This window comes from Variovorax sp. 54, assembly GCF_002754375.1.
Taxonomy (GTDB): Bacteria; Pseudomonadota; Gammaproteobacteria; order Burkholderiales; family Burkholderiaceae_C; genus Variovorax.
On the sequence record NZ_PEFF01000001.1, the window covers coordinates 1421034 to 1434850 of the forward strand.

A 13817-nucleotide genomic window follows, 5' to 3' on the forward strand; every position below is an offset into this window, starting at 1 on the left:
AGGGAGAAAAACCCAGGCCTTACTTGAGGGCCTTGTAGCGCATGCGCTTGGGCTTGGCGCCTTCTTCGCCGAGGCGCTTCTTCTTGTCGGCTTCGTACTCCTGGTAGTTGCCGTCGAAGAAGGTCCACTGGCTGTCGCCTTCGGCCGCGAGGATGTGCGTGGCGATGCGGTCGAGGAACCAGCGGTCGTGGCTGATGACCATCACGGTGCCGGCGAACTCGAGCAGTGCGTCTTCCAGCGCGCGCAGGGTTTCCACGTCCAGGTCGTTCGACGGTTCGTCCAGCATCAGCACGTTGCCGCCCGCGATCAGCGTCTTGGCCAGGTGCAGGCGGCCGCGTTCACCGCCCGACAGCGTGCCGACCTTCTTCTGCTGGTCGGCGCCGTTGAAGTTGAAGCGGCCCGCATACGCACGGCTGGCCATCTGGAACTTGCCGACGTTGATGATGTCCAGGCCGTTCGAGATGTCTTCCCACACGGTCTTCTGGTTGGCGAGCTCGTCACGGTGCTGGTCGACGAAGGCTGCACGCACGGTCGAGCCGATGACGACTTCGCCGCTGTCCGGCAGCTCCTTGCCCGCGAGCAGCTTGAACAGCGTCGACTTGCCGGCGCCGTTCGGGCCGATGATGCCGACGATGGCGCCCGGCGGCACGGTGAAGCTCAGGTTGTCGATCAGCATGCGGTCGCCGAAGGACTTGCTGACGCCGTGGAACTCGAACACCTGCTGGCCCAGCCGCTCGGCCACAGGAATGAAGATTTCCTGCGTTTCGTTGCGCTTCTGGTATTCCATGTCGCTCAGCTCTTCGAAGCGGGCCAGGCGCGATTTGCTCTTGGCCTGGCGTGCCTTCGGGTTCTGGCGCGACCACTCCAGTTCCTTCTTCAGGGCCTTGGCGTGGGCTTCTTCGCTCTTCTGCTCCTGCGCCAGGCGTTCGCCCTTCTGCTCGAGCCAGGTGCTGTAGTTGCCCTTCCATGGAATGCCGCGACCACGGTCCATTTCCAGGATCCACTCGGCGGCGTTGTCCAGGAAGTAGCGATCGTGGGTGATGGCCACCACGGTGCCCGTGAAGCGCTGCAGGAACACTTCGAGCCACTCGACCGATTCGGCGTCCAGGTGGTTGGTCGGTTCGTCGAGCAGCAGCATGTCGGGCTTGGAGAGCAGCAGGCGGCACAGCGCCACGCGACGCTTTTCGCCGCCCGACAGCAGGCCGATCTTGGCGTCCCACGGCGGCAGGCGCAGCGCGTCGGCGGCGATTTCCAGCTGGTGCTCGGAATCGGTGCCGGCGGTGGCGATGATGGCTTCGAGCTGGGCCTGTTCGGCCGCCAGCGCGTCGAAGTCGGCGTCTTCGGCGCCGTAGGCGATGTACACCTCTTCGAGGCGCGCCTTGGCCGCGAACACCGCGCCCATCGATTCTTCAACCGATTCGCGCACCGTGTGCTCGTTGTTGAGCTTGGGTTCCTGCTCCAGATAGCCGATCGTCATCCCCGGCATGGGCAGGGCCTCGCCCTCGAATTCCTTGTCCACACCCGCCATGATCTTGAGCAGCGTGGACTTGCCCGAGCCGTTCAGGCCGAGCACGCCAATCTTGGCGCCGGGGAAGAAAGAGAGCGAAATGTCCTTCAAGAGCTGCCGCTTGGGCGGCACGGTCTTGCTGACGCGGTTCATCGAATAGACGTATTGAGCCATCTGTGAATGATTACCTCGGGTAGCTTGGGGATTTGCGTAAAAGCACGGTCGTCCGGAGAGTGATCCGGGCGCGGCGAACCCATGATTATCGACTCATGCGACAATAGTCCTCGTTGCCGGGTCCAGTTGCCCGCAAACCGGCTCTCTGCCGGGGACGAAGAAACCCCTCATCACAACGGGTTTTCCGGCTCCCACCCCTGACCTTCATCTGCCTTGACTGGCTCGGCGTCGCCAAGACGCCAAGCGGGCCGATGCCACTGCGCCGTGTATGGCGCTTGTTGTTTCCACAATGAATTTTGACGAACTGAAGCTGGCTCCGGCCATCTTGAAGGCTGTGCTCGAACACGGCTACGACACCCCTACGCCCATCCAGGCACAAGCCATTCCCGTGGTCCTCGACGGCCACGACCTGTTGGGCGGCGCCCAGACCGGCACCGGAAAGACCGCGGCCTTCACCCTGCCGATGCTGCACAAGCTCACCATGAGCCGCAGTGCCACCAACAAGTTCGGCGGCATCGGCATCCGTGCCCTCGTGCTGACCCCCACGCGTGAACTCGCGGCCCAGGTCGAAGAGTCGGTGCGTACGTACGGCAAGTACCTGCAGCTCGACTCCACCGTGATCTTCGGCGGCGTGGGCATGAACCCGCAGATCAGCAAGCTCAAGAAGGGCGTCGACATCCTCGTGGCCACCCCCGGCCGCCTGCTCGACCTGCAGCAGCAAGGCATGCTCGACCTGAGCCAGGTCCAGATGCTGATCCTGGACGAAGCCGACCGCATGCTGGACATGGGCTTCATCCACGACGTGAAGAAGATCCTGGCCCTGGTGCCCAAGGAAAAGCAGAGCCTGCTGTTCTCGGCCACCTTCAGCGACGAGATCCGCGACCTCGCCGGCTCGCTGCTCAAGAACCCGCAGAGCATCCAGGTCACGCCGCGCAACACCACGGTGCAGCGCATCACGCAGGTGATCCACCCCGTGGGCCGCGGCAAGAAGAAGGCGCTGCTTGCGCACATCATCAACGAGCACAAGTGGAGCCAGGTGCTCGTGTTCACACGCACCAAGTTCGGTGCCAACAGCGTGGCCGAATTCCTCACCAAGAACGGCATCGAGGCGATGGCGCTGCACGGCAACAAGAGCCAGAGCGCGCGCACGCAGGCGCTGGCCGGCTTCAAGAGCGGCGACATCCGCGCGCTGGTGGCCACCGACATCGCGGCCCGCGGCATCGACATCGACGAGCTGCCGCACGTCGTGAACTACGAAATCCCGAACGTCAGCGAAGACTACGTGCACCGCATCGGCCGCACCGGCCGCGCCGGTTCGAGCGGCGAGGCCGTGAGCTTCGTGTGCCTGGACGAAGAAGGCTTCATGCAGGAAATCGAACGCTTCACGAAGCAGACGATTCCGGTGCAGAAGGTCGAGGGCTTCGGTCCTGAAGAAGGCGAACGCGCCGAGCCGATCGCCATGGGTCGCCAGACGATCTGGGGCGGCGCCGGCCGTCCGCCGAGCCGCGAAGTCATGCAGGCAGCCGCCAAGGCCGCCCGCACCGAAATGATGTCGCGCATCCGCGAGAACAAGGCCGGCCAGGGCGGCGGCAACGGCGGTGGTGGTGGTGGTGGCGGCAATGGCGGCGGTCAACGCCGCGGTGGCGGCCAGGGCGGCGGCGGTCAAGGCCGCAATGCCAACGGTGGCGGCCAAGGCCAAGGCCAGGGCCCGCGCGGCCCGGGCGCAGCCCGTCCCGCACAAGGTCGCGGCCCGCAACAAGGCCAGCCGCGCGCACCGCAGCAGCCGCATCACCACACGCCGCATGAAGAGCGCCAACCGCGCCATCACGGCAACAGCCACAGCCCGACGCAAGCCAACCAGGTCGCGCACCTGCGCGCTGAAGCCGTCGCAGGCGGCGGTGCAGCCGGCCAGCCGGATCCGTTGCGCACGAGCGTCGACCACATGGGTGGTCGCGGTCGCGGCGGTCGCCCGGGTGGCGGCGGCGGTGGTGGCGGCTACGGCGGCAACCGTTCGGGTGGCGGTGGCCGCTCGGGTGGTGGCGGTGGCTACGGCGGTGGCGGCGGCGGCGGTGGTGGCGGCAACCGCTCCGGCGGCGGCGGCGGTCGTTCGTTCGGTCGCTGAAACGCACACACGCGTTGATTCCACAAAGGGCACTTCGGTGCCCTTTTTCGTTTCTGCCGGCTGGCGGGCGCGGCAGGTTCGTTGACACCGTCTCAGGACACAATGTGCGGGCCATGCCCTCCTACATCCCGCCCAACTACGCCGCGCTCTTCGTCGCGACCTGCAACCTGCTCAACCTCGCGAACCCGAACCGCGTGTACTACGAGAACCAGGACGCCTACAACGAGCGCGAATACGAACGCAAGATCGACTGGATCGGCGAGCGCATCCATGCGCTCAACGCTGACGTGCTCGCGGTGCAGGAGGTGTGGGACGAAGCGGCGCTGAAAGCCGCCATCGGACGCAGCGGGCTGCGCTACGACTTCGTCTCGGTGCCGGGCGCAGAGAACACGCCGCCGCCCGCGAGCCCGCCGGGCACGCCCGGTCGGCCAGGCGCACAAGGCACGCCGCGCGTCGGCATCGTGACGCGGCTGCAGGTGGAAAGCACGCAGTCCTTCGTCGACTTTCCGCCGGGCTTCGGCGTCGACGTGCCGGGCCTCGGCCCGCACACGCGCTTCGAGCGCCCGCCCCTGCTGGTCACCGTGCGCATGAAGCACGGCCAGCAGGTGCATGTGCTGACGGTGCACCTGAAGTCCAAACGCCCCAAGTTCCTGCAGGACGCGCAAGGCAACCCCCTCGAAGACCGCGACGACCGCAAGATCGGCGCCATGGCCTCGCTGCGCTCGCTGCTGATGCGCGGCGCCGAGGCCGCGGCCCTGCGCTGCATCGTGATCGACCTGCTGCAGGGCACCAACGTGCCGCTGGTGGTGATGGGTGACTTCAACGACAACCCGCACAGCGTGACCACGCAGCTGGTGGCCGCCACCTCCGAGGTGGCCTACGACAAGGCCGCGCGCGACGTGGCGCTGTTCAACGCCTACGAGATGCAGGGCGAGTCGGCGCTGAAGAAGGACGTGGCCTATTCGCACATCCACCAGGGCTTTCCGGATGTGCTCGACCAGATCCTCGTGAGCGAGGAGTTCGTCGCCAGCAGCCGCCACAGCCTGGGCGACGTGCGCCGCGTCGACTACTTCAACGACCACCTGCACGAAGGCCGCGACCGCTCGCGCTCGGACCACGGCTTTGTGCGCGCGCTGCTGCGGCTGCGCACCGACGACAACCGCTGACGAACGACGGCGCTACGCCGCTTTCGACACCCGCACGATCGCGTCGGCGCGCTTGTGCAGGTCGGGCAGCAGCTCCAGGCCGAGGCCGGGCTTGTCGTTGAGACTGATCATCCCGTTCTCGACCTTCGGCAGCTCGGTGACGAGTTCCTTGTACCAACCGGTGAAGAAGGCGCGCACGCTCTCCTGAATGAGCGCATTGGGCGCATGCAGGCTCAGGTGCGTGGACGCGGCCCAGACCACCGGCCCCGTGCAATCGTGCGGTGCCACGGGCAGTTGCCAGGCGTCGGCCATGGCGGCGATCTTGCGTGCCTCGGTGAGGCCGCCGCACCAGCTCAGGTCGAGCATCGCGACCCCGGCCACGCCGGTCTGCAGGTAGTCCTTGAAGCCCCACTTGTAGCTCAGCGTCTCGCTCGCGCAGACGAGCGCCTGGCAGTCCTTCGCGTACTGCTTGAGCAGGTCGAGGCTGTCCATGCGAATCGCGTCTTCGTGCCAGAAGGTGTCGAACTCCTGCAGCGCACGCGCGATCTTCTGCGCCATCGGCAGCCGCCACAGGCTGTGGAACTCGACCATGATGTCCATCTTGCCGCCCACCGCCTTGCGGATCTTGCGGAAGGGCTCGAGCGCGGTGTCGAGGTCGGCATGGCTGATGTACTGCCCGTGGCTCTTCTCCGCCGCCGGGTCGAAGGGCCAGATCTTCATGGCCGTGATGCCTTCGGACAGCAGCGACTCGGCCAGTTCGTCGGCATGGTGCAGGAAACCCTGCAGGTCTTCGTAGGGACCGTTGTTGTTCGCCAAGCCCCAGTTCGAGCTGGTCTGGTTGGTGGCGCTGCGGATGTACTGGTAGCCCGCGCAGGTGTTGTAGATGCGGATCGCATCGCGGCTCTTGCCGCCCAGCGCCGTGTGGACAGGCATGTTGGCGGCCTTGCCGAACAGGTCCCACAGCGCGATGTCCACGGCCGAGTTGCCGCGCGTTTCCACGCCCGACCCGCGCCACCCGAGGTAGCCCGTGATGTCTCGGTTGCGCGCCTCGATCTGCAGCGGATCGGTGCCGAGCAGCTTGAACGCCGCCCACTCGTGCAGGTAGGCCTCGACCGCTTCGGCGCCCATGAAGGTCTCGCCGAGGCCGACCAGGCCCTCGTCGGTGTGCAGGCGCACCCACAGGATGTTGGGAAACTCGCCGAGGCGGATGGTTTCAAGGTGCGTGATTTTCATGAGAAGGGTTCCGCAAAAAGAAAAGAGCCGCAGCGGCGAATGCCGCGCGGCTCTTGCACACAGTCAACGCATGGCTGAAAGCCTCAGCCTCCGCGCGCCTTCTTCAGCGCGTCGGTCACCACGCCCACGGCTTCCGTGCCGATGTTGGGCACGTTCTTGTCGTACACGGGCTTGACCTTCTCCAGCATGCGCTTCTGCTCGGCCGCCGAGACTTCGTTCACCGTCATGGTCTTGCGCAGGCTGGCGAGCGACTTCTCGTTGAGCGCGCGGTTGGCTTCGCGCTGGACCTTCTGGCCTTCCTTCGCGGCCTCGCGCAGCACCGCCTGCTCCTGCGGGTTGAGCTGGTCCCACAGCTTCTTGCTGTAGAGGATGAGGAAGGGCGTGTAGGCGTGGCGCGTCACGCTCAGGTACTTCTGGACCTCGCTGAACTTGGAGGTCTCGATGGTCACGAAGGGGTTCTCCTGGCCGTCGATGGTGCGGGTCTCGAGCGCGGTGAACACCTCGCCGAAGGCCATGGGCACGGCGTTGGCGCCCAGCGTCTTGAACGAATCGAGAAAGATGTTGTTCTGCATCACGCGCAGCTTCACGCCTTCGAAGTCCTCGGCCTTCGTGACGGGCTTCTTGCTGTTGGTGAGGTTGCGGAAGCCGTTCTCCCAGTAGGCCAGGTTCACGAGGCCGGCGGCTTCAAGCTTCTTGTTGAAGTACTCGCCCGCAGGGCCGTCGAGCACCGCGTCGGCCTCCTTCTCGTTGGCGAACAGGAACGGCAGGTCGAAGGCGCCGAGTTCCTTCACGATGCCCACCAACGGCGAGCTCGAGGTGCACACCATTTCCTGCGTGCCGGCGCGCAGCGCCTGCGTGGCCGGCAGGTCGCCGCCCGCGGCGCCGCCCCAGAAGGCCGTGATCTTCATCTTGCCGCCGGTCTTGGCAGCGAGCACTTCCTGCATCTTCTTCACGCCCACGCCCACGGGGTGGTCTTCGTTCACGCCGTTGGTGAACTTGATCGTGCGTTCGGCAAATTGCGCGAGGGCGCCGGTCGACGCCAGCAGGCCACCGGCCACGAGGGCGGCGGTCATCAGGGTTCTGCGAAACAACATGCTTGTCTCCTTCGATTCGAGGGGTTGGTTGATTGAACGAACTGACTGACTGACAGGAAAAAGAACAGGAAAGAAAAACTAGCGCCCCATCCACCACTGGAGCGGCACGGTCACGAGCTGCGGGAAGAACACCAGCGTGAACAGCACCACCAGGTGGGCGATGAAGAAGGGCATCACACCCTTGAAGGCATCGTCCATCGAGATGCGCGCCACGCCGCTCACCACGTTGAGCACCGTGCCCACGGGCGGCGTGATAAGGCCGATGGCGTTGTTCATGATGAACAGCACGCCGAAGTACACCGGGTCGATGCCGGCCTTGAGTACCACGGGCATCAGCACGGGCGTGAGGATAAGCACGGTGGGCGTGAAGTCGAGCGCGGTGCCCACGATGACGATCAGCACCATCATCACGAACATCAGCAGGATCTTGTTGCCCAGGAAGGGCTCCAGCAGCGCCACCACCTCGGTCGGGATGTTGGCCACCGTGATGAGCCAGGCGCTCACCATCGCGGCGGCCACGAGGAACATCACCACCGCGGTGGTCTTGCCCGCCGCGAGCGTGAGGCGGTACAGGTCTTTGACCTTGAGCTCGCGGTAGATGAAGAGACCCACCACGAGCGAATAGACGGCCGCGACCACGGCTGCTTCGGTCGGCGTGAAGACGCCGAACTTCATGCCGCCGATGATGATGACCGGCAGCGCCAGCGCCAGGCTGCCCTGCGCCGAGACCTTCAGCCGCTCGCCCCAGGGCACGCGCGGCGAGGACTTCACGTTGTCCTTTCGGGCCACGATCCACCAGGCCACGCCCACCGCCAGCCCCATCAGGATGCCGGGCACGATGCCCGCGAGGAACAGCTTGGTGATCGACACGTTGCCCGCCACGCCGAACACGATGAGCCCGATCGACGGCGGGATCACCGGCGCGATGATGCCGCCCGCGGCAATGAGGCCGGCGGATCGGTTCATCTGGTAGCCGGCGGCCTTCATCATGGGGATGAGGAGCGCGGCCAGCGCAGCCGTGTCGGCCACGGCCGAGCCCGACAGCGACGCCATGATGATCGCCGCCAGCACCGCCACGTAGCCCATGCCGCCGCGGTAGTGGCCAACCCAGGCCATGGCCAGGTTCACGATGCGCCGGCTGAGCCCGCCCGCATTCATGAACTCGCCAGCCAGCAGGAAGAACGGCACCGCGAGCAGCGGGAAGTTGTCGGCACCGTCGACAAAACGCTGCGCAATGATCTGGCTGTCGAAGGCCGGCAGGCCGCCGGTGTAGGCCAGCCAGCCCATCAGCGAGACGCCGCACACCAGCAGCGAGTACGAGATCGGAATGCCCAGTGCCATGGCGCCGAGCAAAGAGACGATGAAGATGGTGACGGTCATGGCGCCACCTTTCCGTGCGCGGCAGCGTCGAGCACCTGGTCTTCGGATTCCATGACCTGGATCAGTTCCTGGTCGGGCACCCTGCCCCGGAACAATCGCCAGAGCTTGTCGATGTTGAAGAGGCCCATCACCACCGACACCACGTAGCCGATGCCGTAGATCCAGATCATCGAGATGCCGACCACGGGCGAGATGTTGGTCACCTGCAGCTCGTGCATTTCGTAGGTGCCCATGAAGAAGAGCACATTGCAGAACAGCATGAGCGACTGGCTCAGGAAGAAGCAGACCTTCTTGCCCATGAGCGGCAGGTGCTTGATGAGCGTGTCGACGCCCAGGTGCGCGCCGTCGCGCATGGCCACCATGGCGCCGATGTAGGTGAGCCAGATGAAGCAATAGCGCGACATCTCGTCCGACACCGAAATGCCCGAATTGAAACCGTAGCGCAGCACCACGTTGCCGAACACCATGACGACCATCGCCACCATGCACACGACGACGAGGAACTCCAGCAGGCGAAAAAACCCGTCGATTGCCCTTTGCATCAGCATCTGCGTCTCCTGACTTTCCAGTGTTGTTTTGGGAGGGAAGAAGGGTCGCTCTGCGCTGTCGTTGGCTTGATTGCCTGCTAGAGCGGAAAGGCCTTGAGCTGTGTCGCCGGCCGGCTGATGCGCGGCAGCTTCTTGCGCGAGGCCAGCACGGTCTCGATGTCGTGGCGCGCGCCGTCGATGAGCACCCGCACGGCTTTTTCGGCAGCGACCGGATCGCGTGCAATCACGGCGTCGAGCACCGCGCGGTGCAGCGGCAGCGAACTCGCGGGCCCGTCCTTGCGGGAGGTCGATATCTCGAAGCTGGTGCGCAGCAGCGCGCCCAGCGCACGGCTCATCTGCACCAGCATGCGGTTGTGGCTGGAACGGATGAGGCCCTGGTGAAAGCGCAGGTCGGGCGTGATGTAGTCGCCGCCGAACTCGATGGCGCGCTTCATGCCCGCGTAGGCGTCTTCCATGTCGGCGATGTCTTCGGCGGTGGCGCGCTGAGCGGCCATAGCCACGGCGGCCGGCTCGACCACGCGGCGCAGGTCCTGCAGGTCGCGCAGGAACTCGGCCGACAGGCCTGCCTGCGTCTGCCACACGATGACGTCGGCATCGAACCAGTTCCACTGGTCGGACGGTTGCACGCGCGTACCCACCTTCGGCCCGCTGGTCACGAGGCCCTTGGCAATGAGCGACTTGATCGATTCGCGCACCACGGTCCGGCTCACGCCGAGCGCTTCGCACAGAAGCGGCTCCGGCGGAATCGACGCGCCGGGCGCATAGCGGCCCGCGACGATGTCGCTGCCGATGCGATCGACCGTGTTGCCGTGGACGTTCTTGATCATGCGGTGGTTCTGGTGGTGTCCGGTGCTTGTTTACCTACCCGTATCGAGGCCGGATTCAGGCGGTTCTGCCTGTGCCGGCCGCTCGAAAACCCTGAATGCGCGACAGCTTGTCACGCTTATCATATGATGATTGAAAGGGGCTTCCGGCAGGAAAAACCCTGAGGATTTCAGCGCCAGATCCACGACAAAGAGACACATCCCATGAGCAACGCTCCGAAGAAAAAACCCGCCAGCGAACTGCGCAGCCAGCAATGGTTCGGCCGCAACGACCGCGACGGTTTCATCTACCGCAGCTGGATGAAAGGCAAGGGCGTGCCGCACGACCAGTTCGACGGTCGGCCGGTCATCGGCATCTGCAACACCTTCAGCGAACTCACGCCCTGCAACTCGCACTTCCGCACGCTCGCCGAGCAGGTGAAGATCGGCGTGTACGAGGCCGGCGGCTTCCCGCTCGAGTTCCCGGTGATGTCGCTCGGCGAGACGCTGCTGCGTCCCACCGCCATGCTGTACCGCAACCTCGCGAGCATGGACGTCGAAGAAAGCATCCGCGGCAACCCGCTCGACGGCGTGGTGCTGCTCATGGGCTGCGACAAGACCACGCCCGCATTGATGATGGGCGCGGCCAGCGTCGACCTGCCGACCATCGGCGTGTCGGGCGGCCCGATGCTCTCGGGCAAGTGGCGCGGGCAGGAGCTGGGCTCGGGCACCGGCGTGTGGCAGATGAGCGAACAGGTGCGCGCCGGCACGCTCAAGCTGCAAGATTTTTTCGAGGCCGAGAGCTGCATGCACCGCAGCCACGGCCACTGCATGACGATGGGCACGGCCAGCACCATGGCCAGCATGGTCGAGTCGCTGGGCATCGGCCTGCCGGGCAATGCGGCCTACCCCGCCGTCGACGGCCGCCGCAACGTGCTCGCGCGGCAAGCCGGCCGGCGCATCGTCGACATGGTGCATGAAGACATGAACATGTCGAAGATCCTCACGCGCGAAGCGATCGAGAACGCGATCAAGGTCAACGCGGCCATCGGCGGCTCGACCAACTTCGTGATCCACCTGCTGGCCATTGCGGGCCGCATGGGCGTCGAGCTCACGCTCGACGACTTCGACCGACTCGCCGCCGACCTGCCCTGCCTCGTGAACCTGCAGCCCTCGGGCCAGTTCCTGATGGAAGACTTCTGCTACGCGGGCGGCCTGCCCGTGGTCATCAAGGAAATCGCCGACCACCTGCACAAGGACATCCTCACCGTCACCGGCCAGAGCGTGTGGGAGAACGTGAAGGACGCCGAGAACTACAACCCGCAGGTCATCCGCACCCAGGCCGAGCCCTTCAAGGACAAGGCCGGCATCTGCGTGCTGCGCGGCAACCTCGCGCCCAACGGCGCCATCATCAAGCCCAGCGCCGCCACGCCCGAGCTGCTGGTGCACAAGGGCCGCGCCGTGGTGTTCGAGAGCGCCGACGACCTGCACAAGCGCATCGACGACGAAAACCTGGACATCGACGAGCACTGCATCATGGTGCTCAAGAACTGCGGCCCCAAGGGCTACCCCGGCATGGCCGAAGCGGGCAACATGCCGCTGCCGCCGAAGGTGCTGCGCAAGGGCATCACGGACATGGTCCGCATCAGCGACGCGCGCATGAGCGGCACCGCCTACGGCACCGTCGTTCTGCACACCGCGCCTGAAGCTGCTGCAGGCGGCCCGCTGGCATTGGTGCAGGACGGCGACATCGTCGAGCTCGACGTGCCGAACCGCAAGCTGCACCTGCATGTGAGCGACGAAGAGCTGGCGAAGCGCCGCGCGAAGTGGGTCGCGCCCAAGGCACCGCTCGACTCGGGGTACTGGAAGCTCTACGTCGACACGGTGCTGCAGGCCGACCAGGGGGCTGACCTGGACTTTCTGCGCGGACGTCGTGGGGCTTTTGTGCCGCGAGACAATCACTAGGAAGAGCTTCAGGGTGCGATCACGCCGACGGCGTACCTTGCTCCGCGAATGTCCCCCGCCCTTCGGGCTCCTCCTTGATTTCGCTGCGCAAGGCACACCGCCAGCGTGATCGTTGTCAGCAGCGGTCGTTGATCGGCGAGCACCCGAAGCGTGCCCTCGTGTACGGGGCACCGGGTGCTCCCCGCAGCGAAATCAAGGAGGAGCGAAGCGGGGGACATTCGCGGAGGGGAGTACCCGATGTCCTGTGCACGTACCTCGAACAGATCCTCAAACGCAAGACGACAGACATGACAAGACTCATCGCCATCGACTGGGGCACAAGCTCGCTACGCGGTGCATTGCTCGACCCGAGCGGGCAAGTCATCGAAGAACGCAGCGACGCCCGCGGCATCCTCACCGTGCCTGAAGGCGGCTTCCCCGCCGTGTTCGAGTCGCTGTTCGGCGACTGGATGCGCCTCGAAGACACGCGCTGCCTGATCTCCGGCATGGCCGGCAGCAAGCAGGGATGGGTCGAAGCGCCCTACTGCCCCTGCCCCGCAGGCCGCGTGGAAGTGGGCCGCAAGATCATCGACATCGATGCCATCCCCGGCGCGCGCATCGCGATCGTGCCGGGCCTCAGCGACGAGCACGCCGGCGTGCCCGACGTGATGCGCGGCGAAGAGGTGCAGATCCTCGGCGCCATGGCGATCACCGGCCTGGACGACGGCGTCTTCGTGCTGCCCGGCACCCACAACAAATGGGCCACGGTCAAGAAAGGCCGCGTCGCGGGCTTTCGCACCTACATGACGGGCGAGTTCTACGCGCTGCTGAGCCAGCACTCGATCCTGGCGCGCACGCTCGATGCCGCTGCGCCGCTCGACGAAGCCGCGTTCCTCGAAGGCGTCACGCGCTCCGAGAACGGCCACGGCCTGCTGCACAACGCCTTCGGCACGCGCACGCTCGCGCTGTTCGAGCGCATGCCGAAAGAGGAGCTGTCGAGCTACCTGTCGGGCCTGCTCATCGGCGAAGAACTGCGCACGCAATCGCTGCAGGCCGTCGGCGAGGTCGTGCTGATCGGCTCCTCCGCCCTCACCCAGCGCTACACCCTGGCCCTGCGCGCCACCGGCGTTGCCACGCGCACGCTCGGCGCCGAAGCCACCTGGGCCGGACTGCACACGCTCTCCGGCTTTCTCGACACCGACAGGACACCCGCCGCATGACCACACCCCTCGATAAATTCAACGCCGCGATGCAGGCCCTGCCGCTCGTGGCCATCCTGCGCGGCCTCTCGCCCGCCGAAGCCGCCGATGTGGGCGATGCCATCGTCGAGCCCGGCTTCCGGCTGCTCGAAGTGCCGCTCAATTCGCCGCAGCCGCTGGAGAGCATCGCGCTCATGCGCCAGCGCTTTCCCACCGCACTGGTCGGCGCGGGCACGGTGCTCGACGCGAAGCAGGTGCGCGAGGTGCAGGCGGCCGGCGGCGAGCTGATCGTGTCGCCCAACTTCAACGCGGAAGTGATCCGCGAGGCGGCGCGCCTGGGCCTGGTCTGCCTGCCCGGCGTGATGACGCCGACCGAGGCCTTCGGCGCGCTCGCGGCCGGTGCCACGGGCCTGAAGCTGTTCCCGGCCGAGCTGGCCTCGCCCGCCGTCGTGAAGGCCCTGCTCGCGGTGCTGCCGGCCGGCACGCCCGTGATGCCCGTGGGCGGCATTTCGCCGGACAACATGGGCACGTGGCGCGCAGCCGGCGCGGCCGGATTCGGCATCGGCTCGTCGCTCTACAAGCCCGGCAAGACCGCCGCCGCCGTGCGCGAAGACGCGCAGCGCTTCGTGGCCGCCTGGGCCGGCCTGATCCGCGCCTGATCCGACACG

At 66.0% G+C, this 13817-nt stretch carries 11 protein-coding genes; 5 read left to right on the forward strand and 6 right to left on the reverse strand.

From position 1 onward, the window contains the following. Positions 1-19: 19 nt before the first annotated feature. Complete coding sequence (gene ettA, locus CLU95_RS06340) at positions 20-1681, reverse strand: energy-dependent translational throttle protein EttA (RefSeq protein WP_099791459.1); 1662 nt, start codon at positions 1679-1681, stop codon at positions 20-22. 289 nt (positions 1682-1970) lie between these two features. Between ettA and CLU95_RS06345 the strand changes: the two genes are divergently transcribed. Both CLU95_RS06345 and CLU95_RS06350 read left to right on the forward strand, forming a co-directional pair. Continuing rightward, a complete protein-coding gene (locus CLU95_RS06345; RefSeq protein ID WP_099791461.1) occupies positions 1971-3803 on the forward strand; it encodes a DEAD/DEAH box helicase in 1833 nt (610 codons plus the stop codon). Positions 3804-3916: 113 nt separating this feature from the next. Further along, positions 3917-4969 carry an endonuclease/exonuclease/phosphatase family protein gene (locus CLU95_RS06350; RefSeq protein ID WP_099791463.1) on the forward strand — a complete coding sequence of 351 codons (1053 nt, stop codon included), beginning with the start codon at positions 3917-3919 and terminating at the stop codon, positions 4967-4969. 12 nt (positions 4970-4981) lie between these two features. Here CLU95_RS06350 and CLU95_RS06355 read toward each other — a convergent pair whose 3' ends face one another. The 5 genes from CLU95_RS06355 to CLU95_RS06375 all read right to left on the reverse strand — a co-directional run bounded on the left by CLU95_RS06355 (position 4982) and on the right by CLU95_RS06375 (position 10030). Further along, a complete protein-coding gene (locus tag CLU95_RS06355; RefSeq protein ID WP_099791465.1) occupies positions 4982-6181 on the reverse strand; it encodes a mandelate racemase/muconate lactonizing enzyme family protein in 1200 nt (399 codons plus the stop codon). 83 nt (positions 6182-6264) lie between these two features. Continuing rightward, the gene (locus tag CLU95_RS06360; protein WP_099791467.1) at positions 6265-7275 is read right to left on the reverse strand and encodes a TRAP transporter substrate-binding protein; all 1011 of its coding nucleotides are present in this window, start codon (positions 7273-7275) and stop codon (positions 6265-6267) included. A 78-nt stretch (positions 7276-7353) separates the two neighbouring features. Further along, positions 7354-8655 carry a TRAP transporter large permease gene (locus tag CLU95_RS06365; RefSeq protein ID WP_099791469.1) on the reverse strand — a complete coding sequence of 434 codons (1302 nt, stop codon included), beginning with the start codon at positions 8653-8655 and terminating at the stop codon, positions 7354-7356. After that, positions 8652-9197 (reverse strand): TRAP transporter small permease, encoded by a 546-nt coding sequence (locus tag CLU95_RS06370; RefSeq protein WP_099797142.1) that lies wholly within the window; start codon positions 9195-9197, stop codon positions 8652-8654. The genes CLU95_RS06365 and CLU95_RS06370 overlap by 4 nt, the downstream gene beginning before the upstream one ends. A gap of 83 nt (positions 9198-9280) precedes the next feature. Continuing rightward, positions 9281-10030 carry a FadR/GntR family transcriptional regulator gene (locus tag CLU95_RS06375; protein ID WP_099791471.1) on the reverse strand — a complete coding sequence of 250 codons (750 nt, stop codon included), beginning with the start codon at positions 10028-10030 and terminating at the stop codon, positions 9281-9283. 201 nt (positions 10031-10231) lie between these two features. On the opposite strand from CLU95_RS06375, the gene CLU95_RS06380 reads away from it, so the two are divergent. From CLU95_RS06380 to CLU95_RS06390, 3 genes are all read left to right on the forward strand, one after another. Then, positions 10232-11971, forward strand: coding sequence for an IlvD/Edd family dehydratase (locus CLU95_RS06380; protein ID WP_099791473.1), 1740 nt, complete (start codon positions 10232-10234; stop codon positions 11969-11971). A 287-nt stretch (positions 11972-12258) separates the two neighbouring features. After that, positions 12259-13170 carry a 2-dehydro-3-deoxygalactonokinase gene (locus tag CLU95_RS06385; protein WP_099791475.1) on the forward strand — a complete coding sequence of 304 codons (912 nt, stop codon included), beginning with the start codon at positions 12259-12261 and terminating at the stop codon, positions 13168-13170. After that, positions 13167-13808 (forward strand): 2-dehydro-3-deoxy-6-phosphogalactonate aldolase, encoded by a 642-nt coding sequence (locus CLU95_RS06390; RefSeq protein WP_099791477.1) that lies wholly within the window; start codon positions 13167-13169, stop codon positions 13806-13808. The genes CLU95_RS06385 and CLU95_RS06390 overlap by 4 nt, the downstream gene beginning before the upstream one ends. Positions 13809-13817 lie beyond the last annotated feature (9 nt).

Bases quoted from the DNA above. Each gene is read 5' to 3' on its own strand.
- CLU95_RS06355 (WP_099791465.1), bottom strand. From the start codon at position 6,181: ATGAAAATCACGCACCTTGAAACCATCCGCCTCGGCGAGTTTCCCAAC.
- CLU95_RS06390 (WP_099791477.1), top strand. From the start codon at position 13,167: ATGACCACACCCCTCGATAAATTCAACGCCGCGATGCAGGCCCTGCCG.
- CLU95_RS06370 (WP_099797142.1), bottom strand. From the start codon at position 9,197: ATGCAAAGGGCAATCGACGGGTTTTTTCGCCTGCTGGAGTTCCTCGTC.
- CLU95_RS06360 (WP_099791467.1), bottom strand. From the start codon at position 7,275: ATGTTGTTTCGCAGAACCCTGATGACCGCCGCCCTCGTGGCCGGTGGC.
- CLU95_RS06385 (WP_099791475.1), top strand. From the start codon at position 12,259: ATGACAAGACTCATCGCCATCGACTGGGGCACAAGCTCGCTACGCGGT.
- CLU95_RS06365 (WP_099791469.1), bottom strand. From the start codon at position 8,655: ATGACCGTCACCATCTTCATCGTCTCTTTGCTCGGCGCCATGGCACTG.
- CLU95_RS06380 (WP_099791473.1), top strand. From the start codon at position 10,232: ATGAGCAACGCTCCGAAGAAAAAACCCGCCAGCGAACTGCGCAGCCAG.
- CLU95_RS06345 (WP_099791461.1), top strand. From the start codon at position 1,971: ATGAATTTTGACGAACTGAAGCTGGCTCCGGCCATCTTGAAGGCTGTG.
- CLU95_RS06350 (WP_099791463.1), top strand. From the start codon at position 3,917: ATGCCCTCCTACATCCCGCCCAACTACGCCGCGCTCTTCGTCGCGACC.
- CLU95_RS06375 (WP_099791471.1), bottom strand. From the start codon at position 10,030: ATGATCAAGAACGTCCACGGCAACACGGTCGATCGCATCGGCAGCGAC.
- ettA (WP_099791459.1), bottom strand. From the start codon at position 1,681: ATGGCTCAATACGTCTATTCGATGAACCGCGTCAGCAAGACCGTGCCG.